The following is a 19363-nucleotide window of genomic DNA, read 5'->3' as shown; positions in this document are numbered from 1 at the left end:
ACGGACCACCGCTCGAAATTTGTGCCGCATTTTGAGCCATGAAGCGCTCTGCGGTCGAAGTGTGGTATCGGTATCAACGGACGAATTGTCTGACAAGTCATATTTTTGTCAGAGAATTCGGTTGATCTGTAGCGCGGACCTGCAATTATACGACAAATTTGCCGCTTCGGCGAAGTTTGCGGTACCATAACGGGCACAGACCCGCGGAGAGGATTTCAATGCATATCGCCCCAGCCCGTGTCGTCACGCAGCCGTCCGACGATTCCCGAAGCACGGCATCGCCGAGCTGGTCGCGCCTGATCGCGCGATTTGCCGTTGGGGTTTCGCTGGCGACGATTGCGACGAGCGGGTTCGCAGCGCCGATCGCGACGGTCGATCGCAACGGCAGCCTGGTTTCGATCGAGGCCTATGCCCCCAACATCGTCCGAGTGACGATCGCGACCGACCGCGGGCAGGTCGACGCCCCCCCGGGCGACGGTCCCAACGCCAAGCCCAATGCCGCAGGCTGGACGCACCGCAACGACGGAGGCGCCGATATCTTCACGTCCGCCGCGCTGTCGCTTTCGGTCGATGCCAAGCCCTGGCCCAAGGCCCCCACGCAGATGGAGCGCTATTTCGCGCCATCGCTGCCGCCGGTGTCGGTGACGATCCGCAAGCCCGACGGCACGATGCTGACGCAGATGACCGGGTGGGAGATGGGGCCGCATACCGTCAACGGCGAAAAGACGTTCCGCGTCGGTGCAAGCTTCGCCTCCCCCGCCGACGAGCATTATTACGGGCTGGGCCAGAACCAGGAAGGCAAGCTCGACCTGCGCGGCCGGACGATCGACTGCCGCCACAATTACGATGCGCCCGCGGGCGAGACGGTCTGCGTGCCGTTCATGGTCACCAACAAGGGCTATGGCATCGTCTGGGACAATCCATCCTCGACCGTCGTGTCCCCCGGCCTGCACAGTGCGACGCACTGGCAGTCGGAAGTCGGCGAGCGCGTCTCGTTCTTCGTCATCACCGGCGCGACCACCGACGAGATCTATGCCGGCTACGCCACGCTGACCGGGACGACCCCGCTGCCGCCAAAGGCCGCGTTCGGGCTTATCCAAAGCAAGGCGCGGTACGAGACGGAGAAGGAACTGCTCGGCATCGCCGACGGGTATCGCAGTCGTGGCCTGCCGCTCGACATCATGGTGCTCGACTGGTTCTACTGGTCGCGCATGGGTCAGCTCGACATCGACCGCGCCTATTTCCCCGACCCCAAGGGCATGAACGACAAGCTCAAGGCGATGGGGATGCACTCGATCATCAGCGTCTGGCCCCGGTTCGAAAAGGAATCGCGCTACTTCAATCTGCTGTCGAGCAAGTCCTGGCTGCTGAAGGACAAGGATGGCAACGCCGTCGACGGCCTGCCGATCCGGTCCGATCGTGCAGGCGCCTTGCTCGACAGCACCAACCCCGACGCGCGCAACTGGTTCTGGGAGCGGATCCGCGACAATATCGCCAGCCAGGGCTTCGACTGGTTCTGGCTCGACGAGACCGAGCCCGATCTCGTGCCCGACGGCAGCTTCTATTCGATCGGCTCGGGCGACCGTTATCACAACGTCTTCCCGCTGCTCCACACGATGAGCGTCGCGGACGGGTCGGCACGGGATCGCCCCACGATGCGCAACCTGATCCTGTCGCGCGCCGCCTATCTGGGCGCCCAGCGCAATGGCGGGCTGTTCTGGTCGTCGGACATCAAGTCGACCTGGGAGGCGCTGCACCGGCAGGTGCCCGCCGGACTCGGCTTCACCGCGAGCGGCATGGCCTATTGGGGCAGCGACATCGGCGGCTGGCAATGGCCGAACGGGCCCAAGGCGACCCGTCAGGTGCTGCTCGATCCGGCGGGCGCGACCGCGATGGCGCCCGACTATGCTGATTATCCCGAGCTGTTCACGCGCTGGTTCGCCTATAGCGTGTTCACGCCGACCTTGCGGATCCACGGCCAGCGCCCGGCCACCGCGCTCTGGGAATATGGGACCGCGGCCGAGCCGGTCCTCGCGAACTTCCTGAAGCTGCGCTATTCGCTGATGCCGTACATCTATTCGCTCGGGCGCCACACCTATGAGAGCAATGCGCCGATGATGCGCGCGCTGTTCATGGATTTCCCGAACGATCCCAACGTCGCCGACATGGGCGATGAATATATGTTCGGGCCCGCCTTCCTCGTCGCCCCCGTCACCGAACAGGGCAAGACCAGTCGCCAGGTCTATCTGCCGGCCGGGGCGGACTGGTATGATTACTGGACCAACCAGCGCTTTACCGGTGGGCAGACCGTCACCGCGAACGCAACGATCGACAGGATCCCGCTGTTCGTGCGCGCCGGGTCGATCATTCCGATGGGCGTCCAGGTCCCGAGCACCGCGACGGCGCAGTCGCTTGAGGCCATTCGCGTCTATCCCGGCGCGGATGCCAGTTTCGCGCTCTACGACGACGACGGCGTGACCAACGATTATCGGACCAAGGGCGGCCGCAAGGCGACCCTCCGCTGGGACGACAAGACCCGGCGCCTGACCGCCTCGGGCAAGCTGCCGACCGGGCAGGACGCCGCATCCCTGGTCCAGATCGTGGCACCGAAATGATCCGTATCCGCGTCACCGCACGGCTCCTGACCGGGTTGCCGACGGCAGCGGGCGCGCGCGTTGACGGCGCGCCCGCCAGATCCGTCGCAACCCCGTGAGCAGCGATCTCAGCCGTCGTTCGGTTCTCGCCGGTATCGCTGCACTCGGACCCGCAACCCATGCGCTCGCACAGAGCCCGATGGGGCTGGCGCGGGGTCCGGTGCAGCCGACCTGGCAGTCGCTGGTCGATCACTATCGCTACCCCGAGTGGTTCCGCGATGCCAAGCTCGGCCTGTGGTCGCATTGGGGCCCGCAATCGGTGCCCGAGCAAGGCGACTGGTATGGGCGCTTCATGTATATGCAGGGCCATCCAGCGTACGAACATCACCTCAAGACCTATGGCCATCCGACCCGATCGGGGATGATGGAGGTGATGAACCGCTGGACCGCGGCGCGCTGGGATCCCGACGCGCTGATCGCCCGCTATGCCAAGGCGGGCGCGAAATATTTCGTCTCGCTCGCCAATCATCACGACAATCTCGACTGCTACGACAGTCGCTATCACGCCTGGAATTCGCTGCGCGTCGGGCCGAAGCGCGACGTCGTCGGCATCTGGGAAAAGGCCGCGCGCAGGGCCGGGCTGAAGTTCGGCGTCTCGAACCATGCGGCGCATAGCTGGCACTGGTATCAGACCGCCTATGGCTATGATCCGATCGGGCCGCGCAAGGGACAGCGCTACGACGCGTTCACGCTACGCGCCGCCGATGGCCACGGCACATGGTGGGACGGGCTCGATCCGCAACAGCTCTATACGGGCGCGCACGCGGTCCTGCCGAACGGCATCGACACGATAGCGGCGATGAACGCCTGGCACGATGCGCATGACGGCCAGTGGATCGAGACGCCGCCGCCGAACGACCCGTCCTATGCCGCGAAATGGCTGCTGCGGCAGACCGACCTGATCGACAAATACAAGCCGGACTTCTGCTATTTCGACGATTACGAGCTGCCGTTCGGCCCGATCGGGCTGCAGGCGGCGGCGGATTACTATAACCGGTCGATCGCTTGGCACGGCAAGATTGATGTCGTGCTGACCGCCAAGCAGCTGAAACCCTATGCCCGGTTTGGCCTGGTGCAGGACGTCGAACGCGGCTTCACCGACCATCTGTGGGACGAGCCGTGGCAGACCGATACCTGTATCGGCGACTGGTTCTACAATGTCGCGCGCCTGAACGACAAAAGCTACAAGACCGCCGAACAGGTCATCCAGCGGCTTGCCGACGTGGTGTCGAAGAACGGCAATCTGCTGCTCTCAATCCCGCAGCCCGGCGACGGCTCGATCGACGGCGAGGAGGAGAAGATCCTCGACGGCATGAGCCGCTGGATCGCGATCAACGACGAGGCGATCTTCGGCTCGCGACCATGGCGGATCTATGGCGAAGGCCCGACCAAGCTGCAGACGGGCATGCAGAACGAGCAGTCTGCGGGGGTGTTCACGCCGCGCGACGTGCGCTTCACCACGAACAAGGGCGCGCTTTATGCGCTGTTCCTCGGCTGGCCACGCGGCGACGTGACGATCGAGGCCCTTGCACGCCACCGCTTCGCCGACGGCGTCGTCGAGCGCGTAACGTTGCTCGGCGGCGACCGCATAGCGCACCGCCGCGACCCGCACGGCCTGCATTTCGCAATGCCCGCCAGCCGCGGCGACGGCTTCGTTCCGGTCGTGAAAATCGAGGGCCGCGGCCTGATCTAGGGCGTCGGGTTTCTCGGGGCTCGGCCATTGCTCTCCCTCGAGCAGACGTTGGAAGATCGAATACGCGGTCGCCACCTGCTTCGCAGCCAGGTATATCCGGAGAAACCTGGGTAGCGCAGCGCCAAACGTCTTGGCGGGGCGGGATGAAAGGATGACGAGGGGTGAGCAATCTGGACTGGGCGCGCCCGCTTGCCGAGCGTGCGCGGGTGGACTCAGCAACGTTCGAAGCCGAAATCCTCAACCGTGGTGAGCCGGTCGTCCTGCGTGCTCAAGTCTCTGCCTGGCCGTCCGTCGTGGCGGCACGCGGCGGCGCCCGGCACACGGCGCACTATATGGAGAAGTTCGACGGCGGCGTCCCCGTTCAGGTGATGGCGGGGCGGCCGGAGATACAAGGCCGCTTCTTCTACGACGATGCCGTCCAGGGCTTCAACTTCAACCGTCAGATGGTTCCGTTGCGGTTGCTGTTGTCGGAATTGCTTCGTTTTGCGAGCGATCCTGCGGCGCCCGTCCTCTATGCCGGCTCCGCACCAACCGGACAGCTCCTGCCCGGCTGGAGCGAGGCAAACCCGCTCGACCTGACGCTACCGGGCGCGAAGGCGCGGGTGTGGATCGGCAACGCGACGCGGATTTCGACCCATTACGACGGATCGGCGAACCTGGCGTGCGTCGTGGCAGGCCGTCGCCGCTTCGTCCTGTTCCCACCCGAACAGCTCGAGAATCTCTATGTCGGGCCGCTCGATCATACGATGGCGGGGCAGCCGGCGAGCATGGTCGACCCCGATGAGCCCGACCTGGAACGCTATCCGCGCTTTGCCGAGGCGATGCGCCATGCGCTGGTCGCGGACCTTGGGCCGGGCGACGCGATCTTCATTCCGGCACTGTGGTGGCACAATGTGCGCTCGTACGAGCCGCTCAACATATTGGTGAATTATTGGGCCGAAGGGCACGAGGCGACGAGCCCGTTTACCGCGATGATCCATGCGCTGATGGCGGTACGCGACCTACCGCCGCGCGAACGCGCGGTCTGGCGGAAATGGTTCGATCATTATGCGTTCGACGACGCGGCCGACCGGGTTGCCGATCACCTGCCCGAGGCAGCACGCGGCGTGCTCGGGGCGGCGTCGCCATCGCGGACGGATCGCATCAAGCAGTATCTGCTCCACGCACTAGGCGCGCGATAAGCCCTCCCGGCGTCACCTCTGCCAGCCGGGCGTCAAGCCGCAGGGTAACCAATCTGGTCGAGGAACTGCTGGTGCGAGGGCATACGGTCGACCGCCAGCCGCATCGCATTTGCGATGTGTGCCATGCGCTTGTCGAGTTCGCCTTCGGGCAGCAGATCGGCGAGTGGATGGTAGCGCCTTGGAACAAGCCCCTGCCCGTGCATGACCGCGAGCCAGCTCGTCTCGCTGAACAGTTCATTGTCATGGCGAAATAGCCGGCCATTCTCGCGAAATATCGCGATGCGCTCTTCGAGCGACGTGGGCAACGCCATGCTCCGACAGTACCGCCACAGCGGGGAGTCATCGCGGGTCGTGGTGGCGTAATGCAGAATGATGAAGTCGCGCACCTGCTCATATTCGACGCGCGTGCGGCGATTATAATAGTCGATGTCGTGCTGATTGAAGCGACGGTCCGGAAAGTTGGTGAGCAGGCGCGCAATTGCCGACTGGATCAGGTGGATCGACGTCGATTCGAGTGGCTCGAGAAAACCGCTTGCCAGGCCGAGCGCGACGACGTTGCGGTCCCAGGCCTTGTGACGGACGCCGGCCTTGAACTTCAGGAAGTTGGGCTCCGACAGAGGATCACCGTCGAGCGCGGCGTTCAGACCGTCGAGCGCTGCATCATCGCTCAGGTGATCGGAGCAGTAGACATAGCCGTTGCCGGTGCGGGACTGGAGCGGGATGCGCCATTGCCAGCCGGCCGCCTTGGCGGTGGCGCGGGTGTACGGCAGCGGGTCGGTGGTCCGGCGGCAGGCGCGCGCCACCGCGCGATCGCAGGGCAGCCAATGGCTCCAATCCTCGAAGCCGGCGCCAAGCGCTTCGCTGATCAGGAGGCCGCGAAAGCCCGAACAGTCGATGAACAGGTCGCCCGCAACGCGGCTGCCGTCCTCCAGTGTCACCGCCTGGACATGACCATTTCTGCTGTCGAGGGCGACATCGACGATGCGCCCTTCGGTGCGCTGCACGCCACCGGCCTCGGCCCGCTCGCGCAGATAGCGGGCGTATAACGATGCATCGAACTGGAACGCGTAACTGATCGTCCCAAGCGGCGAGCCGGCGCGGCTGTGGTCGGGACGCTGAAAGCGCTGGGCCCGCGCGGCGTCGGCGCCGATGCTGAATCGGTCCAGTTCGAGGGCCCCGCCGAGCTTAGCTTGACGCAGCCAGAAATGATGGAAGTGCAAACCCTCCATCTCCTGACCATAGGTGCCGAACGGATGAAAATAGCGGTCGCCGATGCGACCCCAATCGACGAATTCGATCCCCAGCTTGAACGTCGCGGCCGTGCGGCGGACGAAGTCGTCCTCGTCGATTCCGAGCAGCCTATTGAAATATTGCAGGTGCGGGATGGTCGCTTCGCCGACGCCGACCGTCCCGATCGCCTCCGACTCGATCAGCTCGATCTCGACCGCGCGACCCAGGACGCGGGACAGGGCTGCAGCCGCCATCCAGCCGGCGGTGCCGCCACCGACCACAACGATCCTGCGAATGGCAAGTTCGTCCATCGCTCAGCCCTCCGTCGAGGCGCAGTAGGACGCGATGAAGCTCGCGTGTGTCGGCATGCGCGATGCAGCGTCCTTCATCGCCGACGCCATGGATTGCAGGCTGTTCGCCACGTCGCGCGCGGGCAGCGCCGCGACGATCGGATCGCACCGTTCGGGCATGATTCCCTGGCCCAGCATCACCGCCACCCAGCTCGGGCGGGCAAAAAGCTCGTCATCATAGCGGAAGATGCGCCCCGTTTCGCGGAACAGTTCCATCTTGTGCCGGAGGCTGTCCGGCACGCTCATGGTCCGGCAATAACGCCAGAACGGCGTATCGTCCCTGTTCGTCGCGACATAGTGCAGCACGATAAAGTCGCGCACCTGCTCGAATTTCTTCTGCATGTAGCGGTTATATTCTACTCGGAGTATATCGGGCATATCCCCGTTGGGAAACAGCGAGATGAAACGGCTGATTCCTTCCTGGATCAGATACAGCGACGTCGACTCGAGCGGTTCCAGAAAACCAGCCGCCAACCCGATAGCGATACAATTGCCGCGCCAGAACTGCCGCCGGTGCCCGGCCTTGAACCGGATCGAGCGGGGCTCTGCGAGAAGCGCGCCCTCGACCCCCTTGCGCAGGACCCTCTCCGCTTCGTCATCGTCCATGAAGCTTCGACTGTAGATATGGCCATTGCCGACGCGGCGTTGCGTCGGAATCCGCCACTGCCAACCGGCGGGGCGCGCCGTGGACCGGGTGTAGGGCGGGGGCGGTCCGACATGCGCGCTCGGCACCGCCAGCGCGCTGTCGCACGGCAGCCACGCGCTCCAGTCGACGAAATCGATGTCCAGCGTCTGCCCGGTCAGCAGCGCGCGAAATCCCGTGCAGTCGAAGAAGAAGTCGCCCTTGACCTGCGAGCACGAGTCCATCGTCACGGCGGCGATGCCGTCGCCCCGCGCGGTCCGGTGAACCTCATTCACGACACCCTCGATGCGCTTGACGCCCCGCTTCTCGGCGTAACGCCGCAGATATCGCGCGTAGAGCGTCGCATCGAAGTGATAGGCATAGCGAAGATGCGAGAACACCGATCGCGGGTTCGGGTCAGGCAGGGCGAAGCGACCTGCGCCGGCGGCAACCGCGGAGAGGCTGTAGTCCTCGATCGGTGCAGTGCCGCCATCCCTGTTCAGGCGCAGCCAGTATTGGTGGAAGTCGATTCCCTCCATGTCGACACCGTGCTGACCGAAGGGGTGAATGTAGCGGTCGCCCTTGTGACCCCAGTCGACGAACTCGATCCCGAGTTTGAACGTCGCCTCGGTGGCACGCATGAACTCGGCTTCGCTGATGCCGAGCATCTGGTTGAAGACCAGCATGTCCGGAATGGTGGCCTCCCCGACACCAACGGTGCCGATCGCATCGGACTCTATCACCGTGATGGACACGTCCTTGGTTTGGACAAGGCTGGAGAGCGCGGCGGCGGTCATCCAGCCGGCCGAGCCGCCGCCGACGATGACGATGGATCCTAGGGGGGCCTGCGTCATTTGCGTGGATCCTGGCGGAGATAGCGTTCCAATTGAGTCATGTAGACGTGGTTCGACGACAACGCGGCGGCGGCACTCGCGACCTGCTGTGCCGCATCGTCGAGATAGCGGCGGACTCGTTTGGCATCGGCGCGGTCCGCCAGACGATCATGGCGTCGCGGACGTCGCCCGATACCGAAGTGCATGATCAGCCAGTCCTCGGGATGAAAGGGCTCGAGGTCGTAGGAGACGAGCAACCCGCGTTCGGCGAACATCGCGAGCTTGTGCTCGAGTTCCGCGTCTGGCGTGTCGCGCGCCGCGCGCCAGAAATCGCTATCCGGCAGGGCGGACGTTTCGAGAAGCGCGCGGGTGAAGCGCATCGCATGATCGTGATCCTCGCCATGCCTGCGGTTATATTCGCGTTCTTCGACGGTCGTCGACGCAGTCGAAACGGGGATCAGCGTCATCAGCCGCTCGATGTCGCGTTCGAGCAGCATCATGGGCGCCAGTGTGAGGGGCTCGACGATGCCGGCCGCGTGTCCGATACCGACACAGTTCCCCGCCCAGGCCCGTCGGCGCCGCCCGAGCGTCGCAGACGCGCTCAGCCCGCCTCTCGCGTTGCACGACGCAGTTGCATCGGAGACCGTCAGCGATCGCGTCGACCCACGCAGCGGGGTCTGTGCCGCCCAGCCCTGGTCGTGAAACGAAACGCTGCGAACCGGCGGGCCAAGCCGGGCCTCGGCCACGTCGTCTGCGGAGATCTGCAGCGCGCGCCCGCCCAGCCACGCGGGATCGAGCCGAGATAGAAGTTCGGCCGACGGTCCGCTGCAATCGAGATACAGGTCGGCCGTCACCATGTCGGCACCATCGAGCGCGATGCCGGTGATCGCTCCGTCGCCCACCGCGACCCGGGTCAGCGCCCCCTTCAGATGGTGGATGCGGCCGGGCGGTACGGCGGCGGCGAAACACCGCGCGTGGCTTGCCGGGTCGAAATGATAGCCATATTCCGCACGCGCCAGCGGCTGCTGACCCGCCGCGCCGGGTGATCGCGGGGGATGCGCAAACGTGCCCCGGCTTCCGGCGACGGCACCGAGAAGAAACGGGTCGAGCCGCGTCATGCCCTGTTGTACCAGATACTGGTGCATCAGGACGCCGTCGATCACCGGCAGCGCCAGGTTGAAGCACTGGATCCAGGACCGCCCGCCTTCCGCCCAGCGCACATATTTGCTGCCCCAGGAAAAGGCGGCGGAACTGCCGAGTACGAGAGCGGGCTCGGTGACACCGGCCGCGAGGTTGAACGCATAGCTGGCCGGACCGGAGACGGTGCCGTAGAAAAGATCGGTGCGCTGGTGATCGCTATCGATCTCAGCAAGCGTGATCCGCACCGTGTCCGGCAACTGGCGCGCAAGCGTCGCGACCGTCATCCAGGCGGCAAGTCCTCCGCCGCAGACCATGACGTGGCTGACGCCGTTGCCCGAGGTCGACGTAGCGGGTGTGCCCGGTCCGTCGATCAAGCCCCGGCAGCGGCCAGACGCGCCGCTCCTCCGCTTTCCCGGATGAACGCGGTGTGCTCGGGTGTCCGCCGTACCGCAGCATCTACCTTCGTGCGCACGTCCGATGCTCTGGCCGTCAGAGCATCGACGCTCATGTTCTCGACGCGCGGATCATGCCGGTCGGGAACGAGATTCTGACCCAGGAACACCGCGACCCAGCTCGGCGACAGGAAAAGGCCGAACTCGTATTGGATCAGGTGACCGCGGCTACGCCAGGCCTCGATCCGCTCGGACAGGCTGTCGGGAAGGCGAAGATTGCGGAAATGGCGCCACATCTCGGAGTCGTCGCGTTGCGTTGCGACGTAATGCAGCAGCAGGAAGTCGCGGATGCGCTCATAGTGGAGGCCTATGCGGCGGTTATATTCCGCGATGTCGCGCGCCGCGAATCCCTTGTCCGGGAAGACCGCGAGCAGTTCGGTGATGCCATCCTGGATCAGGTTGATCGACGTCGACTCGAGCGGCTCGAGGAAGCCGCCTGCCAGCCCGATCGCCACGACGTTCTTTTTCCAGAACTCGCGCCGCCGACCCGTCGTGAACGACAGCCGGCGCGGCTCTGCCTGCATCGGTGCGTCGAGCCCCGCAACGAGCTGGTCATGTGCCTCGTCATCGGAAATGAAGCTGCTGCAATAGACATGGCCATTGCCGACACGGTGCTGCAGCGGAATCCGCCACTGCCACCCCGCGGTTCGCGCGGTCGCGCGGGTGAACGGGCGCAGCACGCCATTGCTCTGCGTCGGGACCGCGATCGCCCGATTGCACGGCAGCCATGCGCTCCAATCGTCATAGCCGCTTTGCAGGGCGGTCTCGATCAGTAGCCCTCGAAACCCCGAGCAGTCGATGAACAGGTCGGCGGATAGCGTCGTGCCGTTCGTCAGCACGACATCGCGCACAAAGCCGGTTTCACCGTCCTGTACGACCCTGACCACCCTCCCCTCGGTGCGCGACACCCCCCTTTTCTCGGCAAAGCCTCGGAGAAATTTCGCATAGAGCCCCGCGTCGAACTGATAGGCATAACCAAAGGTCGATTCGACGGCGTCCAGGTCACCAGAGGGCCGTCGAAAGCGGCCCTGCTCCGCGGCGATGACCGGGTAACTATATTCGTCGATCCGGCTCCGGTCTCCCGATTGCCGCAGCTTCAGCCAGTATTGGTAGAAGGGCACATCGTTGGTCGTCGGCCCGAAATCACCGAACGGGTGGATATATCGATCGCCGCGGCGGCCCCAGTCGCAAAACTCGATGCCCAGTTTGTAGGTGGCCTCCGTCGCCCGCATCATTTCCGCTTCGTCGATGCCGAGCGCGAGGTTGAATGCTCGAATATGCGGCAGCGTCGCTTCGCCAACGCCAACGGTGCCGATCTCGTCCGACTCGACCAAAGTGATCGCTATCGGCAGCCCCGCTAGCTTTGAAGCCAAAGCGGCCGCGGCCATCCATCCTGCGGTGCCGCCCCCGACAATGCAGATGCTGCTAATGTCAGACTGTTCTGCCACGAACGCCCACCACGTATCTTGCGGGTGCACCACAATATGGCATCGCCGCTGCCCCTCCTGTTCCCCGCGCCTATTGGCGCCTTACGCCTGATTAAAGCCTGAGCGCGGGAAGGCAAGCGCGGTCGCGAACGTCGGCAAGTGATTAAAAGACAAGCATTCTGTCGCAATATTCAGGTCTTGATTGTCGCAGAAAGCGGACGTAGCATTACTCTTACATTTGACGACCGGTCGTGATGAAGAGCTCAAAAGCTCAGATCACTCAGAAGCTGGCGCAGGTGAGGAGGAAGCCCGGAACAAACCGGACAAAGAGGGGATGCTGTGATGCAAAATTCGGTTTTTCCGGCGTTATCAAGCTCGACCAAGCGCTTTCTGCTTTCGACTTCGGCGCTCTCGATAGCGTTGATCGGGTCACCAGCCATGGCCCAGACGGTTTCGTCACCGGCAAACGAGCAGACCTCGCCGCCGAAATCCGGTTTGCCGGATACCGACCCGGCGACCGCGCCTCAGACGACCGAGCTCGACGAGACGACGACCGAGGACATCGTCGTAAGGGGCATCCGCGCCGCACTCGAAAGCGCGAAGGACATCAAGCGCAACGCCGACACGGTCGTCGACTCGATCACAGCCTCCGACATCGCCACCTTGCCCGATCTGTCGGTGGCAGAGGCGCTCGGGCGCGTCCCGGGCGTGACGATCTCGCGGTTCGCGACCGGCGGCGCGTCACCCGACTTCCCCTCACCCGAAGGCCAGGGCAACCTGATCCGCGGTCTGGGCTTTGTCCGCTCCGAGTTTAACGGCCGCGACGCGTTCAGCGCCAATGGCGGGCGCGTGCTCGATTTCTCGAGTATTCCGCCGGAGCTCATCGGCGCAGTCGATGTGTACAAGAACCAGACGGCCGATCTCATCGAGGGCGGCATCAGCGGCACGATCAACCTGCGCACCCTGGAACCATTCGATCGCCAGAAGCCGTTTCTCGCGATCTCGGCGGACAATACCTACACCGACCTTCGTAAAAAGTCGTCGCCGTCGGGCAGCATCACGGGCGGCAGCAGATGGAAGACGGGGATCGGTGAATTCGGCGTGGTAGCGTCGGTTTCGCGGTCAAAGCTGAGTTCGCGTATCAACGGCTGGCAGCAGAATTCGCCGTTTCCGCGCGTGCTCGACGCGACCGGCAACGTTCCGCAGACAAGCCTGACCGGCGCGGCGAAGCTGTCCGAGTTCACGGGCGTGGATCCGTCACGCATCCTTGGTACGACGCCGGGATTTCAGTTGCGTACGAACGACGTCGATCGTGATCGTCGAAGCTACTACGGCGCGCTGCAGTGGAAGAATGATACGCTGCAACTCACGGCCAAGTATATCCGGGTTGAGGAGGACACGGACAGCATCGAGCGGACGTTCGAGTGGTTCCCCGAGCACGATACGGGCACGACGGCAGGGATCAGCAATCTCAAGGTCAAGCCGGGCTTCGGATCTGATGGTGTCGCCATGTGCAGCGGCGCGGGCGGCTTCCCCTCGAACCCTGGCGACTGCGAGACGCTGATCCCAATTCGCGGCGGTCTGATGGAATCGGGCTTCGTCACCAACCGGATCGATGCCTGGACGGGCGCGGTGGGATCGCCGGTCGGATCGCTCGGCATCGGCAGGACGGAAGAGAGCAAGACCGAGGATTTCAGCCTCAATCTGCGGTGGCAGCCGACCGAACGCCTGCTGGTGACGGTGGACGGCCAATATACCAAGGCAAGCGCACGGCAGCGTCAGATCTGGGGCGGCTTCAACACCTATCTGGACTGGCAGATTGCGCCCGATCTCGACAACCCGCGGATCGCCTTCTCGGTCAACCCGGCCCATCGCTTCAATCCGGGCAATACGCGCTTCAGCGGTGACAGCGATGCCAATCCGCTCGCGTCGCCGACATCGGCCGGCGATCTGAACGGCGCGACCTGGCAATTTGCGGCCGACCAGTTCCAGGTCGGCAAGGGCGATCTCTACGCCTTCCGTGCCGATACCGCGTACGACGTGTCGGGGAGTGATGGACTTGCCGGCTGGTTCGACAGCGTCAAATTCGGTGGTCGCTACTCCGAGCGGAGCCAGACGAACTCGGAAATGGCGCTGAACTGGGGTGCCATATCGCCTGCATGGGACGGGCGCGGCGGTTACGGCGTGGTCGGCACCTTTCAGGAACCCACCAAGGCTGCAGAGGCCATCAGCTTCGCCAACTTCTTTCGGGGCGGCGTGGTCGAAGGTCCGAACCAGACCTTCGTCTTTGCGAACTCCGCACTTCTCAACGACTATTCCGCATTCCGCAAATATCTGAACGCAGAGCCGCAGCTGGCCAACGGCAATTACAACTGGGTGCCCAGGGGTACGGACGACGGAAGTAAATTCGGGGTCCCCATATTCCGTCCCGAGGACACGTCCAACATCACGGAGCAGACGGCTAACGCGTACGCTCGCCTTGATCTCAAGCACGAGTTCGACAACGGCATGTCGATCGCCGCAAACTTCGGCGTCCGATACGTCCGCACCAAATTGCGATCGACCGGGTTCCAGGCGTTCCGGCCGTTCGTGGCCGATGCCCAGACACCGGCGTTTGCCGACACCGATGGCGACGGCGTTCTTGAGCGGACCAGAACGGATGATGCGGAGAGCCGCGACGATCCCGCGGACTTTCTGCCCCAGTCAATCGCGTACGGGGCTCAGGCGGCCGTACCGATCAGCTTCAAGCAGACCAACGAGAACTGGCTTCCGTCCTTCAACCTGCGCTGGAATGTCGACTCGCAACAACTCATCCGGTTCGCGTACAGCAAGGGGCTGAGCCGGCCGAACGTACAGGACCTGCGCGCGTCGCAGGAATATGTCGTGACCACGAACCGCGTGAACTTTCCGCCGATCACCGATGAGAATGACCCGCTGTTCGGCATCGATCGTGGTGCCCAGAACATCACGGCAGGCGACATCCGCGTAAATCGGGGAAACCCGCTGCTGCGACCGACTACAGCCGACAGCTTCGATCTGTCGATCGAGCGCTATTTCCGCGGGGGATATTTCTCCGTCGCCGGATTCTATAAAAGCTTGTCCAATATCGTCACGAATGGCGATCTGGCGTTGGGAACGACGACGCTCGATGGGCAGACGGTCAATATCATCTACAATGGTCAGGTGAATCAGGCCAAGGCCAAGGTCAAAGGCATCGAGGTCAGCTACCAGCAGTTCTTCGACAAGTTGCCGGGCGTGCTGAGCCATCTCGGCTTCCAGGGAAACTATACCTATATCGACTCGTCGACGACACCGCCTGCGAACGGCGTCGACAGTGATGGCGACGGGAATGTCGATGACCAGACGACCTTCTTCCGGTTCGGCGTCGATGATCTTCTCGGACAATCCGATCACATCCTCAACGTGGTCGGAATCTATCAGGACTCCGCGCTCGAGATGCGGCTGGCGTATAACTGGCGCTCGAAATACCTTACGACCTACCGAGACTATGTGACGGGCAACCCCGTCTACAACTCGGCGGCCGGGTTCCTTGACGCTTCGGTTCGATACAGGATCGGCCCCCTGACGCTGCGCACGTCGGTCGCCAACATCCTCGACACGAAGAGCAAGGCGCGCGTGCAAATCGACCAGAGCGGACAATTGTATGATCGGTTCAGTTTTCTAAACGATCGGCGAATCGTCTTCGGCATCCTGTTGCAGTATTGAGGCTACGCGATCGGGACGGTCGAAACCGTCCCGATCTTCTTTCGTGATGGAGGGCATGATGAAATATGCAGTCCTGATAGTAGCGGCGCTGATCTGCACCCCGGCTGCTGCGCAAAAGGGGTATAAGGCCGCGAAGGCGGCAAGTGACGTTGGTTATCAGTCGTCCGTTGCCGCCGACGGCAGGGTGACCATCGTCTACACCGGCGCAAAAGGCGCAAAGCCCGATGATGTCGCCAAATTCGCCATGTTGCGGGCGGCGGAACTCACCCAGGATGCGGGTAAGGAGTGGTTCGCCGTCATCAAGGCCGAGACACGCGACCTTGCTGCCGGTGGCTCCGACCTGCGCGACAAAACCGGGCCGAGCTTCTCTACAGGGACCGGCGCCAGCGCTTCGGTGGGTTCGGCCAGTCAGGCTGGCAGCCCTCCAGGGGTGGCCGATGCAGCCGTGCCGAATGGCCCTACGACGGGTGGCTTTGGCGGCGGTGACGTTCCCTACCAGGTGCTGGAACGCTGGCGTCCGAGCCAGTCTGCACAGACCACGGTCGTGATCCAGATGGGATCGGGCGACCAGGCCTCGTTTCCAGGGCTCACTACGCAGCCGACAATATACGCTGCTACGGACGTGATCGAACAGATACGGGGAAAACGCAAATAACGCGCAGCGTGCCGATCGGACACCCTCGATCGACCGGTACACTGGTCGCTAACACCCCCCCCTTGGGGCGGCGCACGGCCGCCCCGCTTTTTTTTGCGCGAGACGCAGGCTCGGTCGGTTGGGCAGCACCGAGTTTCGGTGCATGACCATCGCCGATCCTGACAAACCAATGCGAGAGAATGCCAGCGGGCGCCGGATGAGAAGCGCCCCCGTTTTTCCCCTCGATTTGGAGCCGGGATCCGCACTCGGAATGGACGGGTGAAGCAGCAAATCATCGGCATTCTGAAGACGGGCGCGGTGGTGACGCATGGGAAGCTATGGCAGAGAGGCCGGGAATGCAGGCGTTTGTTCGGCCGCATCTGCAGGTCAAAGCCCCCCCCTGCCGAACGACCGCTCAGACAGTCGGCTCGCCGGTGAGATACGGATCGACCGGCACCTCTGTCGGAACCGATACCCGCGGCACCGCCCTTGACGCTGCCGCGGCGAGCCATTCTTCGCCGCCGTCCCTGCGCCGGGTGGAGCCGTCGCCGCGTGTCGAGACGCGCCCGTAGATCGGTCGCTCGCGGTCCGATGGCGAACCGGCGAAGATCGCGGCGATGTTGCCGTAGGTCGACGGGTCGCGACCGTCGAGGCTGAGCCGGTCGTTGAGATAGCAGGCGGTAGACCATGCCGCTTCCGGGCTGGGCGTCATCGCGATGATGCGCTTGCCCCAGTACATCCGCAGGTTGTTGTGCATCCAGCCGTCGACGAGGAATTGCTTCTGGCAGGCATTCCAGGTCTCGTCGCGCGTCTCGCCGTGAAGCATCGCGCTCAACGTCTCCAGTTCGGGTCGGGGATCGGCGGCATGCTCTGCGAGCGTGTCGACTGCCCAGCCGGCGACGCGGTCGTAGCGCTCCGGCGCGGCAAGATTCCGCGCCTGGTAGTGGAACCACTCGCGCCATCCGAGGAGCTCGTCGGCGAACTTTGCCTTGTGCTTGCTACCTGCATCAGCCGCGGCGACCGCGGCCATCACCTCGCACGGGCCCAGCACGCCAAAGTGCAGATAGGGCGACAATCCGCTGGCGCCGTCCGCGCGCGTGGCGTCGTTGCGCGCTGATGCATAGCCGGGCAGCACCTCGGTCACCAGCCGACGCAGCCGTTCCTCTGCCGCGCCCCGGCCGGCCGGGTGTAGGTCGCTGACCGGCACCGTATGATCGATCGCGAGACTGTTCACCAGCGCGTCGAGATCGCATGTCTCCAACCTGTCCGGCGTGAAGGGCAGCGTCCCGGCGTATGCGGGCTGTTCGGGCACCGCCTCCTCCGTCTCCACCCAGTTGAGCCGCTCGGGTTCGTGGCGTCGCAGGAACCCCGACCGTCCACGGATGTCGTCGCCCAGCACGGCCGGGGGTACCAGGCACGCAGCCTCGACCGCGTAGACCGGCGCCGCGGCGCGGGCGGCCACCCGCTCGGACTGCCAGCGGGCGACGAAGGTCGGCTGGTCCTCCAGCACAATCGCCGCCGCATCGGCGCCAAGCCGGTGCACGAGACCTTTTTCACGGTGCCCAGCCCGATCGACGTGGTGAACGCAGGCCAGACCACGCTTCGTGCACCCGGTACCAAGGTCGCGGCTCGCCGCCAGGATAAAGTGATGCAGCCGGTCGGAGGCATAGGGATAATCCTCGCGCACGCCGTGATACACCAGGACCGGCAAACCCAGCGCGTTGCCGAGCAGAATGCTCGCATCGATCACCGGATTGTCCCGGGCCCGCAGCGCCTGCTGCAGCCAGCACAGGACGTAACGGCCACTGACGTTCACCGCACGGTCGTTCAGCACCCGCACGCGCGGCGCTTCTCGCCAGTCGCGAAGACCGGCAGGCAGAACGGCCGTCACCATCCCATGCTGCCCGGTATGCCTTTGAACGGCCCCACAAGGTCCGACGTTATCCAGCCGCCGTAAAACCCGCCGGGCTGCGGGACCACCTGCTCGCCGTCCACCGTGCATCTATCGAGCGGACCGGCATAGAAGGCGACATGGTCGCGCAATACCGCAAAGGCCGGCGTCGGCTCCGGATAGCTCCACGCCACGTCGCGCAGCACTTCGGCTCCGATCGCCAGGTGCCAGTAGACCGCGTGGCCCTTCCACTCGCAGAACGAACGTCGCTCCGAACGGCGAAGCAGGCCGAGGTTCAGAGCGTCTGGCGGCAGGTACCAGCTGGGCGGATGGCTGGTCTCCAGCGTGCGGACAGCCCGGCGCGTATCGGCGACGAGGACGCCGCGATGCTCGATGCGGATCCACCGCTCGCTCGCTTCGGCGATGGCCGGGCGAGGAAAGCGCCACACGCTCTCCTGGCCGGGCGCGAGTGAAGGATCGCGGTCGTTGTCGCTCACCGGCGACGACCGAGCCAGATGCCGATACCCGCAAGGCCGAGCACCGCGATACCGGACGTCGCAGCCGCGACCTTGCGCCCCCGGTGCGGATCGCGTCGGCCGCCATCCGGACCGGCTGCGACGCCGGGCTCGAACAATACCCCGTCGCTGTCGTCACCGTCGGGTGCGCGCGCTGACCAGGTGTCGAGGAAGCCGCTCAGGATCGCCGCCAGCAGGTTCGGCGCTGCGAACTCCCCCAGCTTGAAGGCGATCGCCGGCGCGCCGACTGCGGTGAGATTGCGGGGTCGCGTGGCGAGCCCCACGACGGCCTTCGCAACCGTCTCGGGTGCGAGCGAACCCGGCGGCAAAGAGAGCCGTGCGCCCGTATAGTTGCCGGCGTGGTCGACGCCGGGCGTGTCGACGAAGGTCGGACAGACGTCGCATATATGGATGCGCGGGCGCTTCGACACCTCGCCGCGGAGTGCCGCACTGAACCCGCGCAACCCGAACTTGCTCGCCGAATAGGCCGCCGCATACGGCGTGGCGACGAAGCCGCCAGCCGAGATCATGTTGACCCAGGTGCCGCGATCCTGCGCGAGGAAAATCGGCAGCACCGCGTGCACGTCATTCATGTGAGCGACGAGGTTCACGTCGACGACGCGCGCATGGTCTGCGATCGGCACGTCCTCGTACCGGCCGAGCACGCCAACGCCCTCGCAACTGAACCACAGGTCGATGCCACCGAGCAGGTCGCGGGCCTCGGCAGCGAATGTCGCCACCGCTGCTGCATCGGTACAGTCGACGGATCGGACGATCGCAATTCGGCCCGCCGCGGCACAGCGGCTAGCGACGTCGTCCAGCCCTTCCCTGCCGCGGGCACCCAGGACGACCCGTGCACCCGCCGCCGCGAAGGCCACCGCCGTCGCCGCGCCGATACCGCTCGATGCACCGGTGATCACCACCCGGTGTCCAGCGAATGAGAGGTCCGCGCTCATCGGATCTTGCTCGGGGGGCTTGGCCGCACAGCGTCGGCGGGAGGACGATGTCGCGTCGG

Annotated in this window: 13 protein-coding genes; 5 read left to right on the top strand and 8 right to left on the bottom strand. The window is 64.5% G+C overall.

Features of this window, described 5'->3' with window-relative positions; genetic code table 11:
- The first annotated feature begins 218 nt into the window (after window positions 1–218).
- The 3 genes from IFT54_RS12870 to IFT54_RS12860 all read left to right on the top strand — a co-directional run bounded on the left by IFT54_RS12870 (window position 219) and on the right by IFT54_RS12860 (window position 5528).
- Window positions 219–2615, top strand: a complete 2397-nt coding sequence (locus tag IFT54_RS12870) for a glycoside hydrolase family 31 protein (RefSeq protein WP_192070932.1) — start codon at window positions 219–221, stop codon at window positions 2613–2615.
- Window positions 2616–2709: 94 nt separating this feature from the next.
- The gene (locus IFT54_RS12865; protein ID WP_446740672.1) at window positions 2710–4347 is read left to right on the top strand and encodes an alpha-L-fucosidase; all 1638 of its coding nucleotides are present in this window, start codon (window positions 2710–2712) and stop codon (window positions 4345–4347) included.
- Window positions 4348–4508: 161 nt separating this feature from the next.
- Entirely contained in the window at window positions 4509–5528 is a 1020-nt protein-coding gene (locus IFT54_RS12860) for a cupin-like domain-containing protein (RefSeq protein ID WP_342354829.1), read from the top strand.
- A 32-nt stretch (window positions 5529–5560) separates the two neighbouring features.
- On the opposite strand, the gene IFT54_RS12855 is transcribed toward IFT54_RS12860, so the two are convergent.
- The 5 genes from IFT54_RS12855 to IFT54_RS20240 form a co-directional block, all read right to left on the bottom strand.
- Window positions 5561–7069, bottom strand: a complete 1509-nt coding sequence (locus tag IFT54_RS12855) for a tryptophan halogenase family protein (RefSeq protein ID WP_192070931.1) — start codon at window positions 7067–7069, stop codon at window positions 5561–5563.
- A gap of 3 nt (window positions 7070–7072) precedes the next feature.
- On the bottom strand, window positions 7073–8584 hold the full coding sequence (locus IFT54_RS12850; RefSeq protein WP_192070930.1) for a tryptophan halogenase family protein: 1512 nt from the start codon (window positions 8582–8584) through the stop codon (window positions 7073–7075).
- A complete protein-coding gene (locus IFT54_RS12845; protein ID WP_192070929.1) occupies window positions 8581–10077 on the bottom strand; it encodes a tryptophan 7-halogenase in 1497 nt (498 codons plus the stop codon). The genes IFT54_RS12850 and IFT54_RS12845 overlap by 4 nt, the downstream gene beginning before the upstream one ends.
- Window positions 10074–11603: a tryptophan halogenase family protein gene (locus IFT54_RS12840; RefSeq protein ID WP_342354828.1), complete on the bottom strand. Its 1530-nt coding sequence runs from the start codon at window positions 11601–11603 to the stop codon at window positions 10074–10076. The genes IFT54_RS12845 and IFT54_RS12840 overlap by 4 nt, the downstream gene beginning before the upstream one ends.
- A 242-nt stretch (window positions 11604–11845) precedes the next feature.
- A complete protein-coding gene (locus tag IFT54_RS20240; protein ID WP_197975285.1) occupies window positions 11846–12022 on the bottom strand; it encodes a hypothetical protein in 177 nt (58 codons plus the stop codon).
- Here IFT54_RS20240 and IFT54_RS12835 point away from each other — a divergent pair.
- Window positions 12021–15308, top strand: a complete 3288-nt coding sequence (locus IFT54_RS12835; protein ID WP_197984670.1) for a TonB-dependent receptor — start codon at window positions 12021–12023, stop codon at window positions 15306–15308. The two genes, IFT54_RS20240 and IFT54_RS12835, sit on opposite strands and share 2 nt — an antisense overlap.
- Window positions 15309–15363: 55 nt before the next feature.
- Window positions 15364–15963 carry a CC0125/CC1285 family lipoprotein gene (locus tag IFT54_RS12830; protein ID WP_192070926.1) on the top strand — a complete coding sequence of 200 codons (600 nt, stop codon included), beginning with the start codon at window positions 15364–15366 and terminating at the stop codon, window positions 15961–15963.
- A gap of 394 nt (window positions 15964–16357) precedes the next feature.
- On the opposite strand, the gene IFT54_RS12825 is transcribed toward IFT54_RS12830, so the two are convergent.
- From IFT54_RS12825 to IFT54_RS12815, 3 genes are read right to left on the bottom strand one after another with little or no spacing between them, the layout of a single operon-like run.
- A complete protein-coding gene (locus IFT54_RS12825) occupies window positions 16358–17836 on the bottom strand; it encodes a deoxyribodipyrimidine photo-lyase (protein ID WP_192070925.1) in 1479 nt (492 codons plus the stop codon).
- A complete protein-coding gene (locus tag IFT54_RS12820) occupies window positions 17830–18330 on the bottom strand; it encodes a DUF427 domain-containing protein (protein WP_159511804.1) in 501 nt (166 codons plus the stop codon). Before IFT54_RS12820 ends, IFT54_RS12825 begins: the two co-directional genes overlap by 7 nt.
- The gene (locus IFT54_RS12815; protein WP_192070924.1) at window positions 18327–19304 is read right to left on the bottom strand and encodes an SDR family oxidoreductase; all 978 of its coding nucleotides are present in this window, start codon (window positions 19302–19304) and stop codon (window positions 18327–18329) included. Before IFT54_RS12815 ends, IFT54_RS12820 begins: the two co-directional genes overlap by 4 nt.
- Window positions 19305–19363 lie beyond the last annotated feature (59 nt).

Origin of the sequence: Sphingomonas sp. CFBP 13714, from assembly GCF_014842205.1 — a bacterium.
In the GTDB taxonomy this organism is placed as follows: Bacteria; Pseudomonadota; Alphaproteobacteria; order Sphingomonadales; family Sphingomonadaceae; genus Sphingomonas; species Sphingomonas aerolata.
Note: the sequence above shows the minus strand (reverse complement) of the source record. Positions and strands in the feature narration are given on the sequence as shown.